Origin of the sequence: Nocardioides pollutisoli (assembly GCF_040045055.1) — a bacterium.
Lineage (GTDB): Bacteria > Actinomycetota > Actinomycetes > Propionibacteriales > Nocardioidaceae > Nocardioides > Nocardioides tweenelious.
Genome location: NZ_JBDZDU010000002.1, coordinates 294,392 through 312,503, shown reverse-complemented (window position 1 = coordinate 312,503; position 18,112 = coordinate 294,392). Strand labels below are relative to the sequence as shown.

Below are 18,112 nucleotides of genomic sequence, written 5' to 3'. Positions count from 1 at the left end.
ATGCCCTGGTACGACCTGCCTGAGGCGGAGCTGCGGAGCCACCGCACCGCGACCGCCGAGCCCGCCGACCTCGACGACTTCTGGCGGGCTCGGCTCGCGGCCGCCGCGGGCTCGGCGACACCGACGGTCCTCAGCCCGCACGCGCCGCACGTCTACGGTCCCGTCACCGTCGACGACGTCACGTTCTCCGGTGACGGGGGAGACCCGATCCGAGGCTGGCTGCTGAGGCCGCCCGGCTCGGCGCCCGCGCCCGTCGTCGTCACCTTCATCGGGTACGGCGGCGGGCGCGGTGTCCCGGTCGACCACCTCACGCTCCCGGCCGTCGGCATCGCGACGTTCGTGATGGACAGCCGCGGCCAGGGCGGCGGCTGGACCACCGGTGCCACCGGCGACCCGGGCCGCCGTGGGGAGGGGCCGGAGCACCCGGGCGTGATGACCCGGGGCATCACCAGCCCCGACACCTACTACTACACGCGGTTGATCACCGACGCGGTCCGAGCCGTCGACGTCGTGGCAGGCCTCGAGGGGATCGACCCGCTGCGGATCGGCGTCCAGGGCGTCAGCCAGGGTGGCGGCCTGGCCCTGGCGGCGGCCGCACTCCGACCCGACCTGGTCCGGGTCTGCCACGCCGACGTCCCGTTCCTCTGCGACGTCCAGCGCGCGATCGGGCTGTCACCGACCAGTCCCTACCGGGAGGTCGCCGACTTCCTCGCCCACCAGGTCGACCTCGTGCCGCAGGCGCTGGACACCCTGCGTCACATCGACGCTGCGCTGCTGGCCCGCCGGATCCGCGCGACGTGCCTGCTGAGCGTCGGACTGATGGACGAGGTCTGCCCGCCGTCGACGGTCTTCGCCGCCTACAACGAGATCACGTCGGCGAAGGAGATCGTCGTCCATCCGTACAGCGGGCACGACGTGCCGACGGTCCACGCCGAGCGCCGGTTGGAGCACCTGCGCGCGACGCTCTGACGGGTCAGGCGCTCACCGGCTCCGGCGCGGTCTCGGTCTCGACGGGTTGCAGGGCTGCCCGTCGCGCGGCGGCACGGCGTACGGCGGTGTCGAGCACCAGACCTCCCGCCAGGAGGATCACGGCGACGACGCCGTCCATCCACCAGTGGTTGGCGGTCGCGGCCACCACCACGGTCGTGATGAACACGTGGGGGAGGAAGACCCAGCGCCACTTGCTGGTGCTGGCCATCACGATCCCGAAGGACACGACGGCCGCCCACCCCACGTGGATCGACGGCATCGCCGCGAACTGGTCGGAGATGCCCTTCGAGACGTCCGAGCCGTAGACCGACGGCCCGTAGTTGCCGGCCAGGTTGGTGTAGCCGAGGTCGTAGAGGAAGCGCGGCGGTGCGACCCGGATGAAGCGGATGATCAGGCAGCCGAGGGTGACCAGGACCAGCCCGTTGCGCCAGTGGGGGTACTGGTCGCGGTGGCGGACGAACATCCAGATCAGGAAGCCGATCAGCGCGGGGATGTGGACGCTCGCGTAGTACCAGGTGGTCGCCTCGGCGACCGCGTGGTGCTGGAGCATGAAGTGCTCGAGGCTGAGCTCGGAGGGCAGGTGCAGGTCCTGCTCGAACCGGGCGATGTCGTGCGCCCGGTCGATGGCTCCGTCGGTGGAGGCGATCGGCAGCATCCGGGCCAGGCGCCAGATCGAGTAGAGGCCGGCGATCAGTGCGAACTCAGCGGCGGCCGGCGTCGCCCAGGACGTGAGCCTCGTCGGCCAGGTGCGCAGCACCAGCCACAGCGCCAGGCTGATCGCGCAGGCCACTGCGGCTTGATCCCACGTCGGCCACGGCACCGGGCCATTCTGCCAGCGTGCGTGAAGCCAGGTCAGCGACCCTGGAAGTTCGGCTTCCGCTTCTCCGCGAAGGCACGGGGGCCCTCCTTGGCGTCCTCGGACGCGAAGACGGCCATGCCGACGACGGCGTCGTCGGCCCAGCAGTCCTCCTCGTGCTTGCCCTCGGAGTCGCGGACGGTCTTGAGGATGGCCTGGACGGCGAGCGGGCCGTTGGCGCAGATCAGGTCGGCGATCTCGTGGGCCTTGGCCAGCGCCTCGCCGTCGGGGACGACGGTCCCGATCAGGCCGATCTCCTTGGCCTCGGGCGCCTTGATCGCCCGGCCGGTCAGGAGCAGGTCCATGGCGACCGTGTAGGGGATCTGCCGCGGCAGGCGTACGGCGGACCCGCCCATCGGGTAGAGGCTCCAGCGTGCCTCGGCGACGCCGAAGCGCGCAGACTCGCCGGCGATCCGGATGTCCGTGCCCTGCAGGATCTCGGTGCCGCCGGCGATGGCCGGTCCCTCGACCGCGGCGATGAGCGGCTTGGTGAGCCGGAAGCCCTTGAGCAGACCCTTGATGACGGACGGGTCGAAGCCCGACTTGAAGCTCTCGTCGGGCGAGCGCTTGGTCGCGGCCTTCAGGTCCATCCCGGCGCAGAAGTAGCCCCCGGCGCCGGTGAGGATGACGACCCGGATCGAGTCGTCGGAGTTGGCCCGGTCCCAGGCCTCCTCCATGATCGCCATCATCTCGCCGGAGAGCGCGTTGCGCGTCTCGGGGCGGTTCATGGTGACGATCAGCTTGTGCCCGTCCTGCTCCACGAGGCAGTGCGGTGCGGTCTCTGGGGCCTGCGACTCGGTCATGGTGGGGGATGCTAGCCAAGAACGAGAACGTGTTCTAGTCTCGCGGTCGTGGCTCACAACATCGCTGACCTCTTCGAACATGCTGTCGACGTCGCGCCGGACAACCCCGCCCTGAAGTTCGGGGACCGCGTCGTGACCTACGCCGAGCTGGAGTCCGACTCCAACAAGCTGGCGCACTACCTGCAGGCGCAGGGGGTGAAGCCCGGGGAGCACGTCGCGATCTACGCCAAGAACAGCATCGAGCACGTCGTCGCGATGCTGGCGATCGTCAAGATCCGCGCGGTGATGATCAACGTCAACTACCGCTACGTCGAGGGCGAGCTCAACTACATCTTCGAGAACGCCGACGTGGTCGCCCTGATCCACGAGCGTTCCTACGCTCCGCTCGTGGCGGCCTGCTGGCCCAAGCATGACCAGCTCAAGGTCGCGGTCGTCGTGGACGACTCGCTCGACCCGGCCGACCAGTCGGACTACTCGTCGTACGGCGGTGTCCACTACGACGACGCGATCGCCGGGCAGAGTGCCGAGCGCGACTTCGGCGAGCGCAGCTCCGACGACATCCACATCATCTACACCGGCGGCACCACCGGCTTCCCGAAGGGCGTCATGTGGCGCCACGAGGACTGGTGGCGCGTGCTCGGCGGTGGCATCGACTTCTACACCGGCGAGGCGCAGGACGAGTTCTCGCAGTCGAGCCAGGCGACCAACCCGCGGATGGCGACGTTCCCGCTCAGCCCGCTGATGCACGGCGGCGCCCAGTCCGGCCTGCTGATGCACCTCTTCGCCGGCCACCTCACGATCCTCGAGGCCAAGTTCGACCCGGTCCGCACCTGGGAGATCATCGAGGCGGACAAGATCCAGCTGATCTTCATGACCGGCGACGCGATGGCCCGCCCGCTCATCGAGGCGTACGAGGAGAAGGCGGCCACCGGCACGCCGTACGACGCGTCCAACCTGGTCGCGATCTCGAGCAGTGCCGCGATCTTCAGCCCGCAGGTGAAGGCGCGCTGGATGGCGGCGTTCCCGAACTCGATCTTCACCGACTCCGTCGGCGCCACCGAGACCGGCTTCTCCGGGATGGGCATGCAGGACGCCAACAACATCTCGACGGACGGCCCGGTCATCGGCATCGGGCCAGCCACCGTCGTCATCGACGAGGACAACCGGATCCTGGACCCGGCGACCGACATCGGGAAGGTCGGCCGCCTCGGCCGCGGCGGCTCGGTGCCGGTCGGTTACTACAAGGACCCCGAGAAGTCGGCCGCGACGTTCCTCGTGATCGACGGCGAGCGCTACTCCGTCCCCGGCGACTTCGCCCGGATCGAGGAGGGCAACCGGCTCACGCTCCTCGGTCGCGGCTCCAACTGCGTCAACACCGGCGGCGAGAAGGTCTACCCCGAAGAGGTCGAGATGGCCATCAAGGGTCACCCGTCGGTCTACGACGTGCTCGTGGTCGGCGTGCCCGACGAGAAGTACGGTCAGGCCGTCGCCGCGGTGGTCGAGCTGCGCGAGGGTGAGTCCCTCGAGCTCGAGGACCTGCGCACCTACCTCCGCGCCCACCTGTCCGGCTACAAGCTCCCGCGCACCCTGACCCTGGTCGACCAGGTGCCGCGCAACGCCGCCGGCAAGGCGCAGTACCCCGCCGCGAAGGAGCTCGCGCTCGCCGGCTTCGCCGCCAAGGCTGCGACCGTCGACCCGACCTCCGTCTGACCTGCTCGGAAAGGCAGCCATGCGTACCCCCCTGTGTGAAGAGTTCGGCATCGACTACCCGATCTTCGCGTTCACCCCCTCCGAGCACGTCGCCGCCGCGGTCTCGCGCGCCGGCGGGCTCGGTGTGCTGGGGTGCGTGCGGTTCAACGACACCGAGGAGCTCGAGCGGGTCCTGACCTGGCTCGACGACAACACCGACGGCAAGCCGTACGGCGTCGACATCGTGATGCCGATGAAGATCCCCACCGAGGGCACCTCGCTCGACCTGGGCGCGATGATCCCGGAGGAGCACAAGAAGTTCGTCGACGAGACGCTGCTGAAGCTCGGCGTCCCGCCCCTGCCAGAGGGGGAGGGGCGGGAAGGCGTCCTGGGCTGGCTGCACTCGGTCGCCCGGTCACACCTCGACGTCGCGCTCAACCACCGTCCGGTCTTCATCGCCAACGCGCTCGGCTCGCCCCCGAAGGACGTCATCGACAAGTGCCACGAGCACGGCATCAAGATCGGTGCCCTCGCCGGTGCGGCCAAGCATGCGCTGAGCCACGTGGCCAACGGCGTCGACATCATCATCGCCCAGGGCTACGAGGCCGGCGGCCACACGGGTGAGGTCGCCAGCATGGTGCTGCAGCCGGACATCGTCGACGCGGTCGGTCCCGACGTGCCGGTCCTGGGTGCAGGCGGCATCGGCTCCGGCCGCCAGATCGCCGCCTCGCTCGCGCTCGGCGCGCAGGGCGTGTGGATGGGCTCGATCTGGCTCGGCACCGAGGAGTACCGCGGGATGGGCGCCAACAGCGAGGCGTGGGAGACCGCGTTCACCCGCGCGACGTCCTCCGACACCGTCCGCACCCGCGTCTACACCGGCAAGCCCGCGCGCCTGCTCAAGACCAAGTGGACCGAGGCCTGGAACGAGGAGGGCGCGCCCGCCCCGCTCCCGATGCCGCTGCAGAACCTCCTGGTCGCCAACGCCCACAACCGGATCAGCGCTGCCAACGACCCGGACGTGATCTCGATGCCCATCGGCCAGATCGTGGGCCGGATGAACGAGGTCCGCCCGGTCGCCGACGTGATGGCCGACCTGGTCTCGGAGTTCGAGGCGACCATGACCCGGCTGGACACCATCCGCGCGTAGCCGAACCACCTCGTCCGGCGGATCTGCCGGATCCCTCACCCCCTGCGTGGCACCATGGAAGGGCAGGCGCAAGACGAAGTACTGGGGGGTACTGCGATGCGTGAGATCGTGCATCTGATCGCGACCGCACTGGTCGTGCTGGTCGCAGCCGTGTGTGTGTTGGTCCAGGTCGGCTCCGTCGACCGGGCGATCAGCGACCTGAAGCATGACGACGGGACGTCGATCCGGCAGGTGAGCAGCGACACCGCGCCCGGACGTTGATCGGCGCCGTACCGTCGGGAGCATGACAACCGCTCCCACTGTCGCCCTGCTCGGCACCGGCACCATGGGCCTCGGCATGGCCCGCAACATCGCGGCCGCCGGCCTCCCGCTCCGGGTCTGGAACCGCACCCGCGAGAAGGCCGAGCCGCTCGGCGACGTCGCGACCGTCGTCGACACCCCGGCCGAGGCGGTCACGGGTGCCGACATCGTCGTGACGATGCTGTACGACGGCGAGTCCGTGGAGTCGACGGTCGCGGAGACCCGCGGTGCCTGGGCGGACGGCGCGGTGTGGGTGCAGGCCGCCACCGTGGGGATCGGCTCGACCGACCGGCTGATCGCACTCGCCGCCGACCTGGACGTGACGTTCGTCGATGCTCCGGTGCTCGGCACCAAGAAGCCTGCGGAGGACGGTGCCCTCGTGGTGCTCGCCTCCGGCCCGGCGGACGCCCAGAGCGCCGTGGCACCGGTCTTCGACGCCATCGGCAGCCGGACCATGTGGGTCGGCGAGGCCGGAGCCGGCACCCGCCTGAAGCTGGTCGCCAACGGCTGGGTGTTCACGGTGCTCGAGGGCATCGCGGACTCGCTGACCCTGGCCCGCGAGCTCGGCCTCGACCCCCGGCTCTTCCTCGAGGCGGTCAAGGGCGGCGCGATGGACGCGCCGTACGTGCAGCTCAAGGGCACCGCGATGCTCGACGACCAGCTCGACCCGGCGTTCGCGCTCTCCGGCGCGCTCAAGGACGCGGAGCTCATCCTGGAGGCGGCCGAGGAGGCCGGCGTCGAACTGGCTCTGCTGCCCGGGGCACGCGACCACCTCGCCCGCGCGGTCGCGGACGGCCACGGCGACCTCGACATGGCGGCGACCTACCGATCGCACTGAGGCGTCCGCCCGACTACACCGACGTCATGACTCCGACGGACTCGGGGGAGAAGCCGGGGAACACGGAGGCCGTCGAGGCGCCGAACCGGGTCGACACGATCTCGGAGAGCACGCTGCGGTAGTCGGTGGTGACCAGGAGATCGGCGTCGTCGTCCTCGGTCAGGCCCGGCCAGCTGCCGTAGTAGGTGCCGCCCTTGACGCCTGCGCCGGCGACGAACATGACGTTGCCGTAGCCGTGGTCGAGCCCGTTGCTGGCGTTCTCGACCACCCGTCGTCCGAACTCGCTCAGCGTCACGAGGGTGACCTTCGACGCGAGGTCGCCGAGATCGGCGAAGAAGGTCGCGATAGCGGTGGCGAGGTCGCGAGCGTTGTTGCTCATCCAACCGTCCTGCGCGGTGCCCATGCCCGAGTGCATGTCCCAGTCGCCCTGGTCGACGGTGATCACCTCGACACCCACGTCGCCGCGGATGACCCGCGCCGCTTCTGCGAGGGCTCGACCCAGGTCCGTCTCCGGGTACGACGAGGAGTGGTCTGCCGCGTCGACGACCGGTCCGAAGTCGTCCAGAACGCCGAAGAGCGAGCGCATCGCGGTGCCCATCGGGGAGCGGTCGGCGTCCCAGAGCGTGTGGAGCGAGGCGCGGCGACCACGGGTCGTGTCCCACTCGTCGTCACCGGGGATCTGCATGGAGGAGACGTCGGCCGCGGACATCACGGGCTGGGCGCCGTACAACGATGTCGGGACGACGCCGCCGCCCATCGCGAAGCCCTGCAGGGGAGAGGTGCTGCCGTCGGTGCCGATCAGCCGGTTGAGCCAGCCGCTGCGGACTGTCGACCCGGGATCGGCGTCCTCGACCTCTTCCATGGCCGCGAAGTGCGAGCGGTTGGGGGCGGGAAGGCCGGTCGCCTGGACAGCGGCCAGGCGGCCCGACTGCCACATCGGGAGGAGTGGCTCGAGCTGCGGGTGCAGGCCGAACATGGCGTCCTTGGCGAGCAGCTGATCGGGTGGGACCGCGATCCGTGGTCGCGCCGAGTAGTAGACCGGGTCGGCGTGCGGCACGACCAGCGACATGCCGTCGGCCGCACCGCGGAGCGACAGGACAACGAGGGCGGAGGACGCCGGGGTGAGTGCGGCGGCCGAGGTCGTGACGGCTGCAGACCCGATGATCGTGGTCGCGCCCGCGAGCGCGAGGGCTCCCGAGAAGAGGCCACGCCGGGACACGGCGGCGAACTCCGGGCAGCAGGGCTGAGGTGTCGGGGGAAGGGTCACGGGGCTCACCGGGTCAGGAAGGCGGGGGAGTCGAGGAAGGTCGTGAGAAGACGGACCATGTTCCACTTCACGAGTCCGTGGGCGCGGGTGATCTTCTCGTCGGGAGGCAGGTCCACGGCCAGGCAGCAAGCCTCGAGCAGCGGCGCGGTCGAACGACGGTGCAGCAGCTGCTGCGACAGGTGGTCGACCAGCATGTCGAACCGGATCGGGAACTCCGGCACCCACTCGGCGGGCGTCCGGTAGGTCACACCCTTGCTCGGCCACCACCCACCGCTGATGTCGGTGTGGAGGCTCATCGACGCGAGCACCCGCGACGGCGTCGCCCAGGCCTCGTTGGTGATCGGCTGACCGTCGGGACGCGGCCACGCAAACGGCGCGGTGCCGAGGCTCGAGGCCTGCCAGACCATCACGGTCGCGGCGTACGCCCCTCCCGCCTCGCCCACCGGCGGCTTGGTGGGGGAGAGGCCGAAGGCGCGGTACGACGCGATCAGGTCCTCGCCCGGGTCACGGACCTTGCCACCCACGGACGTGCGGAACTCCGCCGAGCGGACCAGCGCCCGGAGCACGGGTCGGATCTGGGTGTCGTGGGTCAGGTAGACCTCCGCGAGGTCGGAGAGGAGGGCATCGGACGGGGTGTCGCTGACGAACTTCACCGCGAGCTTCGTGGCCACCCGCCGCGCGGTGGCGGGGTGGTGGGCCAGGTAGGTCAGGTAGTCGCGGGCGACCTGCTGACCCTCGGCGCTCCTGTTGGCGGCGTGGAAGTCCATCACCGTGACGGGGCCGCGGTAGTGCTCGTACTTGTCGTAGCGGGCCGCGAAGGTGTCCCACATGTCGACGGTCCAGCCCGTCAGGATCCGGGCGGAGCCCTTGACGTCGTCCTCGGTGTAGTGACCACGGCCGACGGTGTGCAGCTCGAGGAGCTCGCGGCCGAGGTTCTCGTTGGGGTGCTCGGCGGTCGAGCTGACGTTGTCGAGGCTGATCAGCAGCGCCGGGTGGGTCGTCGTCGCCTGCAACAGGTCCTCGAACCGGCCGAGCGCATGAGACCGGATCTGGTCGCCGTACCGCTTGCGCCAGGTCCCTTGGGCGTCACCGTTCACGGGGACGTTGAAGTGGTTCTCCCACAGTTCGGTCATCACCTCGAGCACCTGGCGGCGCGACCTCAGCCGCCGCATCAGGACCCAGCGCTGGTAGGCCTCCATCACCTCCCAGATGCCCTCGACCTCGTGGATCTGGCGCTTCCAGAGGTCCCAGGGACCGCGCTGGAGGCTCGGCCACCAGGCGACGAGATCGTCGGCCGCTGCGTCCGGCACGGAGGACGGGTCGAGCTGAGCCTCGAACCACGCGCGTCCGCCACCCGCGCGACGGACCTCCGCGGCGAGGCCCGGTGTCACGCCGTACGAGAAGCGGCTGACGAGATGGCGGTCCTGGGTGCTGAGCAGCTTGGGGCCCCCGCGGTAGCGCGCAGGCGCGTACGACGCGCGCTCGGGCGCGGCCGCCGCCGAGCCGGCGGCGGCGAGCGCGGTGACGGCGCCGACGCCTCCGGCGAGGGTCCGTCGTGACGCGCGCGGGGGGCGGACCTGCATGTCGAAATCTCCCGAGTGATCGTGCGGGGCCACAGGTTATGACGCGCGCAACCCCGATTTCGCGCATTCCGGAATCTTCCGCGGCGTGGCTGCGCCGGTACAGTGCTCATGACCAATCCCGCACCCGTGAGGACTCGACGCCCAGCCCATGGACGGCTCTCAAAGTCCCCAGCTCTCCCAGGCGGTCCACCGCCCTGACCAAGGAGAGCACCGATGACCGCGTGGCTGCTGCTGGCCACTGCTCTGCTGCTGATCGTCGCCTGCGGCGTCTTCGTCGCCGCGGAGTTCGCCTTCGTGACCGTCGACCGCACGAAGGTCGACCAGGCCGCCGCCGCGGGTGACGCCGGCGCGCGCGGCGTGCAGCTGGCCCTGCGGTCCCTGTCGACGCAGCTCTCCGGGGCCCAGGTCGGCATCACGATCACCAACCTCGCGATCGGCTACCTCGCCGAGCCAGCGATCTCCGACCTGATCGACGGGCCGCTCGAGTCGCTCGGCGTGCCGGACAACGCGATCACGCCGGTCGCCGTCGGCATCGGCCTGGCCCTCGGCACGATCCTCACGATGATCTTCGGCGAGCTGGTGCCCAAGAACCTCGCGCTCGCGAAGCCGATGGAGGTGGCCCGGGCGACCCAGCGCTTCCAGCGGACCTTCACCGCGATCGCCCGCGGTCCGATCAGGGTGCTGAACGGATCTGCCAACGCGTTCGTACGCCGCCTCGGCATCGAGCCGCAGGAGGAGCTCAGGTCCGCCCGGAGCTCGACCGAGCTGGCGTCGCTGATCCAGCGCTCCGCCGACCTCGGCACGCTCGACGTCGAGACCGCGGAGCTGATGGAGCGCTCGGTGGAGTTCGGCTCGCGCACCGCGGGCGAGATCATGACGCCGCGGGTCCGCAGCAGCAGCCTCGACGTCAACGACCGCGCGACCGCGCTGCTCGAGCTCACCCGGGCGACCGGACACTCCCGCTTCCCGGTCGTCGACGCCGAGGAGAACGTCGTGGGCACCGTCCACGTCAAGCACGCCGTGGCCCTGCCGATGAACGAGCGGGCCACGACCAAGGTCAAGCACCTGATGGTCCGCCCGATCATCGTTCCCGACTCGCTGCGACTCGACCCGTTGCTCGCGCTGCTGCGCAAGGACGGCTTCCAGATGGCCGTCGTCATGGACGAGTACGGCGGGTTCGCGGGGATCGTGACGCTCGAGGACGTCGTCGAGGAGATCGTCGGCGACATCTCCGACGAGCACGACCGGCTCAGCGCCAACGCCCGCCTCCACCGTGACGGCACCTGGTCGCTCTCCGGCCTGCTCCGCCCGGACGAGGTCGAGGACCTGACCGGCATCGAGCTGCCCGACCACGAGGACTACGACACGATCGCCGGCCTGGTGCTCCAGGTGCTCGGCCGGGTCCCCGAGGTGGGTGACCTCGCCGAGGTGCAGGTGCCCGACCGCTCCGACCCCGACGAGCCGCGTGAGCAGCTCGCGATCCTGACGGTCGACCGGATGGACGGTCTGCGCATCGACCGGCTGACCCTGCGCCTGCTCGACGGCTCGACCACCCAGGAGGTGGACAGATGAGCAGCGCCACCGCGATCGTGCTCGCGATCTTCCTGCTGCTCGGCAACGCGTTCTTCGTCGGCGCCGAGTTCGCCCTGGTCTCCGCACGCCGTACCCAGCTCGAGCCGCGCGCCGAGGCGGGGTCGCGGATGGCGAAGACCACGATCAAGGCGATGGAGAACATCTCCCTGGTGATCGGCGTCAACCAGCTCGGCATCACGATCTGCTCGCTCGTGCTCGGCGCCGTCGGCGAGCCCGCGGTCGCGCACCTGGTGGAGCCGGTCCTGCACGCAGCCCACCTGCCGGAGGGCGCCCTCCACCCGGTCTCGTTCGTGATCGCCCTGATGGTGGTCGTCTACCTCCACGTCGTCCTCGGGGAGATGATCCCCAAGAACATCGCTCTCGCCGGCCCGGACCGAGCGGCGCTCATCCTCGGTCCGCCGATCTGGGGCATCGTGACGGTGCTGCGTCCGGTGGTCGTCGTGATCAACGCGATCGCGTCGGTCATCCTCCGCCTGCTCGGCGCGAAGCTCACCGACGAGGTCAGCTCGACGTTCACCCGCGAGGAGGTCGCCGCTCTCGTGGAGGAGTCCCGGGGCGAGGGCCTGCTCGAGGCCGACGAGTACGACCGGCTGGCTGGCGCGCTCGGCTTCACGGAGAAGACCGTGGGCTCGGTGCTGATGCCGCCCGAGTCGCTGACGACCGTACGCCGGGGGACCACCGCCGCCGACGTCGAGGAGCTGTGCGCGTCCACGGGCTACAGCCGGTTCCCGGTGGTCGGCGATGACGAGAGCCTGGTCGGCTACCTCCACATCAAGGACGTGCTGGAGCCCGACGAGCGACGCCGTCAGCGCCCGCTCGACGACAAGTGGATCCGGCCGTTCGCTCCCGTCGGTGCCGACGACGCGCTCCACGACGCGCTCGCCAGCCTGCAGCGCCGGGGCGCGCACATGGGCCTGGTCGTCGACGACACGGGCGCCGTGCAGGGCCTGGTGACCCTCGAGGACGTGATCGAGGAGCTGGTCGGCGAGATCCGCGACGCGGCCCACCTGGAGGAATCGAGCAGCGGCGTCTCCGACCGTTAAGGTGTGCTCGGCAACCACCCGGGAGAAGTGCAGGCAGCAGTGGCAGACGACTCGTCGCGCAACCGCGTGTGGACGCTGCCCAACCTCCTGAGCATGATCCGGCTCGCCGGGGTGCCGCTCTTCCTGTGGTTGGTCCTCGGTCCGGAGGCTGACGGCCTCGCCCTCGGCGTGCTCATGCTGGCTGGCGTCACGGACTTCCTCGACGGCTACCTCGCGCGCAAGCTCGGACAGACGTCAGCAGTCGGTGAGGTCCTCGACCCGGTCGCCGACCGCCTCTACATCCTCGCGGTGGTCGTCGGCCTCGCGCTGCGCGACATCATCCCGTGGTGGGTGGCGGTGTCACTGCCGCTGCGCGACCTGCTCCTGTGGGGACTGGTGCCGCTGCTGCGCACCCGGGGCTACAGCGCGCTGCCGGTCCACTTCCTCGGCAAGGCCGCGACGTTCAACCTCCTCTACGCCTTCCCGCTGCTGCTCCTCGGCGACGGCGACGGCACGGTCGCCACCCTGGCCAACGTCTTCGGCTGGGCCTTCGCGCTGTGGGGGATCGGCCTCTACTGGTGGGCGGGTCTTCTCTACGCCTGGCAGGTGCGCACGTTGTTGAGGACGACGGAGCGGCGCCGGACGGTGCCCGATGCCTGACGTCAACACCCCGCTGCTGACCCGCATCACCCAGGGCTCGCTCGACGAGGACTACGAGCACGTCGCCAGTCGTCGCGCCCAGGAGACCGGCGACCGGTCGCCGCGACGTCCGCACTGGACCGCCGCGATCGTCGTCGCCGCGTTCGGGACCCTGGTCGCGGTGGCCGCCGTGCAGAACTCGCAACGCTCCGGCGTCGAGGACGCCAGCCGGGCGTCGCTCATCGAGTCGATCAACGACAAGCGCAGCGACCTGGCCGAGCTGCAGCGCAAGCTGGTCCGGCTCCGGGAGCTCAACGTCGGTCTGCAGGACGAGCTCGACGCGGTGACCACCGCGGCCGCCGCAGCCGAGAGCCGCAACGTGCGGCTGGCGGCGCAGGCCGGCTACGGCACGGTCACCGGTCCGGGCGTCCGGATCACCGTCGACGACGCCCCGAACGGCGAGGCGGTGCGCGACGAGGACCTCGCGCGGCTCGTCAACGGACTGTGGCGGGCCGGCGCCGAGGCGATCTCGATCAACGGCAAGCGGCTCACCGCCCGCTCCGCGATCCGCAACTCCGGCGTCGCGATCAACGTCAACGGGATCCCGTTGTCGCCGCCGTACGTCGTCACCGCGATCGGCAACAACAAGACCCTGCAGGCGGACCTGCTCGAGACCACCACCGGGCTGGAGTTCCAGACGGGAGCCAATGCACTGGGCTTCCCGGTGACGATGGAGAATGTCGACCAGGTCACGCTGCCCGCGGCGCGACCGCAGAAGCCACGTTTCGCAGAGACCGGCACCGCCGAGCAGAACGCCACCCAGCGCCCGAAGGAGACAACGCAGTGATCGCCGCACTCGGCCTGCTGGTGGGCATCGTCCTCGGGGTCATCTTCCAGCCCGACGTACCCCTCGGCCTGGAGCCCTACCTCCCGATCGCCGTCGTCGCAGCGCTCGACGCGGTTTTCGGAGGCCTGCGCGCCTACCTCGACGGGATCTTCGACGACAAGGTCTTCGTCGTCTCCTTCATCAGCAACGTCGTGATCGCCGCCGCGATCGTCTACCTCGGCGACAAGCTCGGCGTCGGTGGCCAGCTCTCGACCGGCGTGATCGTGGTGCTCGGGATCCGGATCTTCTCCAACGTCGCCGCCATCCGCCGGCACCTCTTCCATGCCTGACGACCAGAGGCCCGACGAGCAGGCGCCCGAGGAGCAGCCGGCTCAGGAGCACCCGGCCTCCGAGGAGACCGGGCGGGCCCGGCTCCGCGGCGCGCTGCTCCGACCGACCCGCGGTCAGGTGATCGTCGCGGTCCTGCTGGCGCTGCTCGGCTACGCCGCGGTCACGCAGGTGCGCTTCAACACGGTCGACAACACCTACGCGAGCCTGCGCGAGCAGGACCTGATCGACGTCCTCAACGGACTCGCCGGCACGACGCAGCGTGCCGAGGCGGAGATCGCGCGCCTCGAGCGCACGCGCGACGACCTGCAGTCCGACACCGGCGCTCGGCAGGCGGCGCTGGCGCAGGCCGAGCACGACGCCGACACGCTCGCGATCATGGCCGGCCTGGTCCCGGTCACCGGGCCCGGCATCCGGATCACGATCACCGAGCAGGACGGCACCATCGACGTCGACAGCATGGTCGACATGATCCAGGAGCTGCGCACCGCCGGCGCCGAGTCGATCCAGTTCAACGGCCAGGTCCGGGTCGTCGCGCAGACGTCGTTCGACGACGCGGTCGGCGGGATCCTCGTCGACGGTCAGCTCGTCTCCTCTCCGTACGTCGTCGACGCGATCGGCGAGCCGAGCACCCTCGCGGGCGCCGTGTCCTTCCCGAAGGGTCCGCGCGAGCAGTTCGAGGACGAAGGCGCGACCGTGCAGGTCGAGCAGCTCGAGGCGCTCGACATCGAGAGCGTCGTGACCCCGAAGAAGCCTGAGTACGCGCAGCCCGACTCGTCGCAGTAACCTCACCGCTGGTGACCCGCACGACCCGACCTGGAGGAGACCCTGTGTACCCCGACGACCTGAAGTACACCTCTGAGCACGAGTGGGTCCGCGAGCCCGGGGAGACCGCAGGGTCGGTCCGGATCGGCATCACGCAGTACGCCCAGGACGCCCTCGGGGACATCGTCTACGTGTCGCTGCCGGAGGTGGGCGACACCGTCCAGGCCGGCTCGACGTGCGGTGAGCTCGAGTCGACGAAGTCCGTCAGCGACATCTACGCGCCGGTGACCGGTGAGGTCGTCGCGCGCAACGACTCGCTCGACGCGACGCCCGAGCTGGTCAACAGCGACCCGTACGGCGGGGGCTGGCTCTTCGAGGTCGCGCCCTCGGACGACACCGAGCTCGCCGGGCTCATGGACGCGACGACGTACCAGGCGTCCGTCGACTCCTGAGGTCTGTCGCCTCGGGCCGCGAGTCCACTTGATCGGCGCTGCCGGGCTGATAAGTTCGGGGCAACCATCAACCTCAACCCGGCCCTGAGGGTTTGGGATCCGTGGGTTCGCCCCGATCGAAGGACTGTCCGATGCCGTTCTGCACAGCGTGTGGCACGCAGAACCCCGATGACGCCCGCTTCTGCGCGCAGTGCGGCACCCGGCTGGTGGCGCCTGCCGCGCCGACCGAGGCCCCCGGCCCGTCGCCCGACGTCGCCGGCGAGTCGACCGCGACGATCAACATCGGCACGCCCGACAAGACCGAGACGTCCGACCGCCAGCTCAACGCTGTCGACGCCGCTGCGGTCGACGCGCTGCCGTCGGGCCACGCCCTGCTGGTCGTCCAGCGCGGCCCGGGCTCGGGGAGCCGCTTCCTGCTGGACGCCGACGTGGTCAACGCCGGCCGCCACCCCGACAGCGAGATCTTCCTCGACGACGTGACCGTGTCGCGTCGCCACGCGGAGTTCCACCGCGACGGCGACTCCTTCACCGTCAGCGACGTCGGCAGCCTCAACGGCACCTACGTCAACCGGGACCGCATCGACCGGGTGCTGCTGACCGACGGTGACGAGGTCCAGATCGGCAAGTACCGCCTGGTGTTCTTCTCGGGACACCCGGGCGGCTGAGCGTGACCGCGTCGAGCGCCGCTGCGTCGTCCTCTCGGGCCCGGATGAACATCGGGGAGGTCCTGGACCGACTGCGCCCGGACTTCCCGGGCATCACGATCCCCAAGATCCGGTTCCTGGAGGACAAGGGGCTGATCAAGCCCGAGCGCACGCCCGCCGGCTACCGGAAGTTCTCGGCCGAGGACGTCGACCGGCTGCGCTACGTGCTGCGCATGCAGCGCGACCACTACCTGCCCCTGAAGGTGATCGGCGAGCACCTCGACGCGATCGACCGTGGCCTGGAGCCGCCGCCGATCGACCCGGTCGTGCCGACCGTCCCGCGGGTCGCGCTCGCCGCCGACGGTCTGCCCAGCGCCGAGTCCTTCACCCGCCGTGACAACCTGCGGCTCTCGCGTCGCGAGCTGCTCAAGATCGCGGAGGTGTCCGACGAGCTGCTCGACCAGCTCGAGCAGTACGGCCTGATCACGCCGCGACCCGGCACCGGCCACTACGACACCGACGCGCTGGTCATCGCCACCACGGCCCGCGAGCTGGCCGACTACGGCTTCGAGCCGCGCCACCTGCGTGCCTTCAAGACCGCTGCCGACCGCGAGGTCGGCCTGGTCGACCAGGTGGTCGCGCCGCACCGCAACGGCCGCGACGCCGCCGCCAAGGCGCGTGCCGACGAGACCGTCAGCGAGATCGCCGCCCTGTCGATCCGGCTCCACGCCACGCTCGTGAAGTCCGGTCTGCGGTCCAGCTGATCTCGCGGTGCGATCTCGCGGTGCCGTCGGAATCCCCGGTGCACCGGTGATTCCTGCTGTTCTGGGGCGATGCATCGGCCGAGAAGTGCAGGAACTGCCTGAGAAGTACGCCGTCTGGCCGGCTTCGGCATCCGGAGTAGGGTGACCACGTGCGCGAAGTCGATGTCATGGGAGTCCGGGTCGAGATGCCCTCGAACCAGCCGATCGTGCTGCTGCGCGAGGTGTCGGGGGAGCGTTATCTCCCGATCTGGATCGGTGCGGTCGAGGCGACGGCCATCGCCTTCGCCCAGCAGGGCGTCGTACCTCCTCGGCCGCTGACCCACGACCTGATGAAGGACGTGCTGGAGGCGACCGGCAACGAGCTCGCCGAGGTGCAGATCACCGAGGTCAAGGACGGCGTCTTCTTCGCGACCCTGGTCTTCGGGTCGGGGGTCGAGGTGAGCGCCCGGCCGTCCGACTCGATCGCCCTGGCCCTGCGTACGGGCACCCGGATCCTCTGCGCCGAGGAGGTCCTCGACGAGGCCGGCCTGGCCGTGCCCGCCGAGCAGGAGGACGAGGTCGAGAAGTTCCGCGAGTTCCTCGACCACGTCACGCCGGAGGACTTCGAGGCCCCCCAGGACTAACCCTCAACCTGAGGTTGAGAGTTGCGACACGCCGCCAACGTCTTTGACGGGTCTGCGGACGGGGCCTACCTTGAACTGTCTCCGTTGTAACTACTTCCCCGGTGTTACGCACAACGGATAACCGTCGGAGGACCCGTGAACGAGATCGAGCAGCAGCAGGCGGACGTCGAGGTGGCTCTCGCCGCCCAGGCTGCAGAGGAGCAGGGACTGCTCTTCGCCGACGATGTCTCCCCGCTGCCCAGTGACACCGGCTACCGCGGCCCGACCGCGTGCAACGCCGCCGGCATCACCTACCGCCAGCTCGACTACTGGGCCCGCACCGGCCTGATCGAGCCCACGGTCCGTGGCGCCAAGGGCTCCGGCTCGCAGCGGCTCTACTCCTTCCAGGACATCCTGCTGCTCAAGGTCGTCAAGCGACTGCTCGACGCCGGCATCTCGCTGCAGCAGATCCGTACGGCGGTCCAGCACCTCCGCGAGCGTGGCACCGACGACCTGACGCGCGTCACGCTGATGAGCGACGGTGTCTCGGTCTACGAGTGCACCAGCAACGACGAGATCATCGACCTGCTCCAGGGCGGCCAGGGCGTGTTCGGCATCGCGATCGGCGGTGTCTGGCAGGAGATCGAGGGCACCCTCGCCGAGCTGCCGAGCGAGCGCACCGCGGAGGCCGACGCCGACCCGGTCGCCGGTGACGAGCTCGCCGCTCGCCGGGCGGCCCGCCAGACCGGCTGACCCACCGACTTCTCGAGCGACCCGTCCGACACCGTCGGACGGGTCGCTGTGATTTCGGAGTGGCTTGATAGGTTGGGACCGCTGACAACTCCCGCACGGGAGAGTCCTCGGTGCCAGTCTCGGCCGGGGCGCCGAAGGGGCAATTCCTCCCCGGAACCTCTCAGGCCACAGGACCGTGCAGGCCAGGCACTCTGAAGCGTCACCGTCGACGCGACAGAGGGGGAGGCACCC

General features: G+C 70.2%; 20 protein-coding genes and 1 riboswitch. Of the genes, 16 read left to right on the top strand and 4 right to left on the bottom strand.

The features are described from left to right. Entirely contained in the window at positions 1 to 969 is a 969-nt protein-coding gene (locus ABLE68_RS19590) for an acetylxylan esterase (RefSeq protein ID WP_348873609.1), read from the top strand. Between the two features lie 4 nt (positions 970 to 973). Here ABLE68_RS19590 and ABLE68_RS19585 read toward each other — a convergent pair whose 3' ends face one another. Beyond that, positions 974 to 1,810 (bottom strand): phosphatase PAP2 family protein, encoded by an 837-nt coding sequence (locus tag ABLE68_RS19585; RefSeq protein WP_348873608.1) that lies wholly within the window; start codon positions 1,808 to 1,810, stop codon positions 974 to 976. A gap of 32 nt (positions 1,811 to 1,842) precedes the next feature. Continuing rightward, the gene (locus ABLE68_RS19580) at positions 1,843 to 2,649 is read right to left on the bottom strand and encodes a crotonase/enoyl-CoA hydratase family protein (protein ID WP_348873607.1); all 807 of its coding nucleotides are present in this window, start codon (positions 2,647 to 2,649) and stop codon (positions 1,843 to 1,845) included. Positions 2,650 to 2,697: 48 nt separating this feature from the next. Between ABLE68_RS19580 and ABLE68_RS19575 the strand changes: the two genes are divergently transcribed. From ABLE68_RS19575 to ABLE68_RS19560, 4 genes are all read left to right on the top strand, one after another. Continuing rightward, positions 2,698 to 4,359: an acyl-CoA synthetase gene (locus ABLE68_RS19575; protein WP_348873606.1), complete on the top strand. Its 1,662-nt coding sequence runs from the start codon at positions 2,698 to 2,700 to the stop codon at positions 4,357 to 4,359. A gap of 19 nt (positions 4,360 to 4,378) precedes the next feature. Continuing rightward, positions 4,379 to 5,485, top strand: a complete 1,107-nt coding sequence (locus tag ABLE68_RS19570) for an NAD(P)H-dependent flavin oxidoreductase (RefSeq protein ID WP_348873605.1) — start codon at positions 4,379 to 4,381, stop codon at positions 5,483 to 5,485. Between the two features lie 96 nt (positions 5,486 to 5,581). After that, entirely contained in the window at positions 5,582 to 5,746 is a 165-nt protein-coding gene (locus ABLE68_RS19565) for a hypothetical protein (protein WP_348873604.1), read from the top strand. 22 nt (positions 5,747 to 5,768) lie between these two features. Beyond that, entirely contained in the window at positions 5,769 to 6,623 is an 855-nt protein-coding gene (locus ABLE68_RS19560; protein ID WP_348873603.1) for an NAD(P)-dependent oxidoreductase, read from the top strand. Between the two features lie 13 nt (positions 6,624 to 6,636). Here the strand turns inward: ABLE68_RS19560 and ABLE68_RS19555 are convergent, their stop codons facing one another. Continuing rightward, positions 6,637 to 7,899: a DUF1501 domain-containing protein gene (locus ABLE68_RS19555; protein WP_348873602.1), complete on the bottom strand. Its 1,263-nt coding sequence runs from the start codon at positions 7,897 to 7,899 to the stop codon at positions 6,637 to 6,639. Further along, positions 7,896 to 9,473: a DUF1800 domain-containing protein gene (locus ABLE68_RS19550; RefSeq protein ID WP_348873601.1), complete on the bottom strand. Its 1,578-nt coding sequence runs from the start codon at positions 9,471 to 9,473 to the stop codon at positions 7,896 to 7,898. The genes ABLE68_RS19555 and ABLE68_RS19550 overlap by 4 nt, the downstream gene beginning before the upstream one ends. A 213-nt stretch (positions 9,474 to 9,686) precedes the next feature. Between ABLE68_RS19550 and ABLE68_RS19545 the strand changes: the two genes are divergently transcribed. From ABLE68_RS19545 to ABLE68_RS19495, 11 genes are all read left to right on the top strand, one after another. Further along, positions 9,687 to 11,045, top strand: a complete 1,359-nt coding sequence (locus ABLE68_RS19545) for a hemolysin family protein (protein ID WP_348873600.1) — start codon at positions 9,687 to 9,689, stop codon at positions 11,043 to 11,045. Next, positions 11,042 to 12,109 (top strand): hemolysin family protein, encoded by a 1,068-nt coding sequence (locus ABLE68_RS19540; RefSeq protein WP_348873599.1) that lies wholly within the window; start codon positions 11,042 to 11,044, stop codon positions 12,107 to 12,109. The genes ABLE68_RS19545 and ABLE68_RS19540 overlap by 4 nt, the downstream gene beginning before the upstream one ends. A 39-nt stretch (positions 12,110 to 12,148) precedes the next feature. Further along, positions 12,149 to 12,748 carry a cardiolipin synthase ClsA gene (gene clsA / locus ABLE68_RS19535; protein WP_348873598.1) on the top strand — a complete coding sequence of 200 codons (600 nt, stop codon included), beginning with the start codon at positions 12,149 to 12,151 and terminating at the stop codon, positions 12,746 to 12,748. Then, positions 12,741 to 13,574 carry a DUF881 domain-containing protein gene (locus ABLE68_RS19530; protein WP_348873597.1) on the top strand — a complete coding sequence of 278 codons (834 nt, stop codon included), beginning with the start codon at positions 12,741 to 12,743 and terminating at the stop codon, positions 13,572 to 13,574. The genes clsA and ABLE68_RS19530 overlap by 8 nt, the downstream gene beginning before the upstream one ends. Then, positions 13,571 to 13,903 (top strand): small basic family protein, encoded by a 333-nt coding sequence (locus tag ABLE68_RS19525; RefSeq protein ID WP_348873596.1) that lies wholly within the window; start codon positions 13,571 to 13,573, stop codon positions 13,901 to 13,903. The genes ABLE68_RS19530 and ABLE68_RS19525 overlap by 4 nt, the downstream gene beginning before the upstream one ends. After that, positions 13,896 to 14,687, top strand: coding sequence for a DUF881 domain-containing protein (locus tag ABLE68_RS19520; protein WP_348873595.1), 792 nt, complete (start codon positions 13,896 to 13,898; stop codon positions 14,685 to 14,687). Before ABLE68_RS19525 ends, ABLE68_RS19520 begins: the two co-directional genes overlap by 8 nt. 44 nt (positions 14,688 to 14,731) lie before the next feature. After that, positions 14,732 to 15,118: a glycine cleavage system protein GcvH gene (gcvH, locus tag ABLE68_RS19515; protein ID WP_348873594.1), complete on the top strand. Its 387-nt coding sequence runs from the start codon at positions 14,732 to 14,734 to the stop codon at positions 15,116 to 15,118. 131 nt (positions 15,119 to 15,249) lie between these two features. Further along, entirely contained in the window at positions 15,250 to 15,783 is a 534-nt protein-coding gene (locus ABLE68_RS19510) for a zinc-ribbon and FHA domain-containing protein (protein WP_348873593.1), read from the top strand. Between the two features lie 2 nt (positions 15,784 to 15,785). Further along, positions 15,786 to 16,526, top strand: a complete 741-nt coding sequence (ftsR, locus tag ABLE68_RS19505) for a transcriptional regulator FtsR (RefSeq protein ID WP_348873592.1) — start codon at positions 15,786 to 15,788, stop codon at positions 16,524 to 16,526. 149 nt (positions 16,527 to 16,675) lie between these two features. Continuing rightward, entirely contained in the window at positions 16,676 to 17,149 is a 474-nt protein-coding gene (locus ABLE68_RS19500) for a bifunctional nuclease family protein (RefSeq protein ID WP_348873591.1), read from the top strand. Between the two features lie 135 nt (positions 17,150 to 17,284). Next, the gene (locus ABLE68_RS19495; RefSeq protein WP_425475654.1) at positions 17,285 to 17,881 is read left to right on the top strand and encodes a MerR family transcriptional regulator; all 597 of its coding nucleotides are present in this window, start codon (positions 17,285 to 17,287) and stop codon (positions 17,879 to 17,881) included. An 86-nt stretch (positions 17,882 to 17,967) separates the two neighbouring features. After that, a riboswitch (glycine riboswitch) is annotated at positions 17,968 to 18,067 on the top strand. The last annotated feature ends 45 nt before the right edge of the window (positions 18,068 to 18,112 follow it).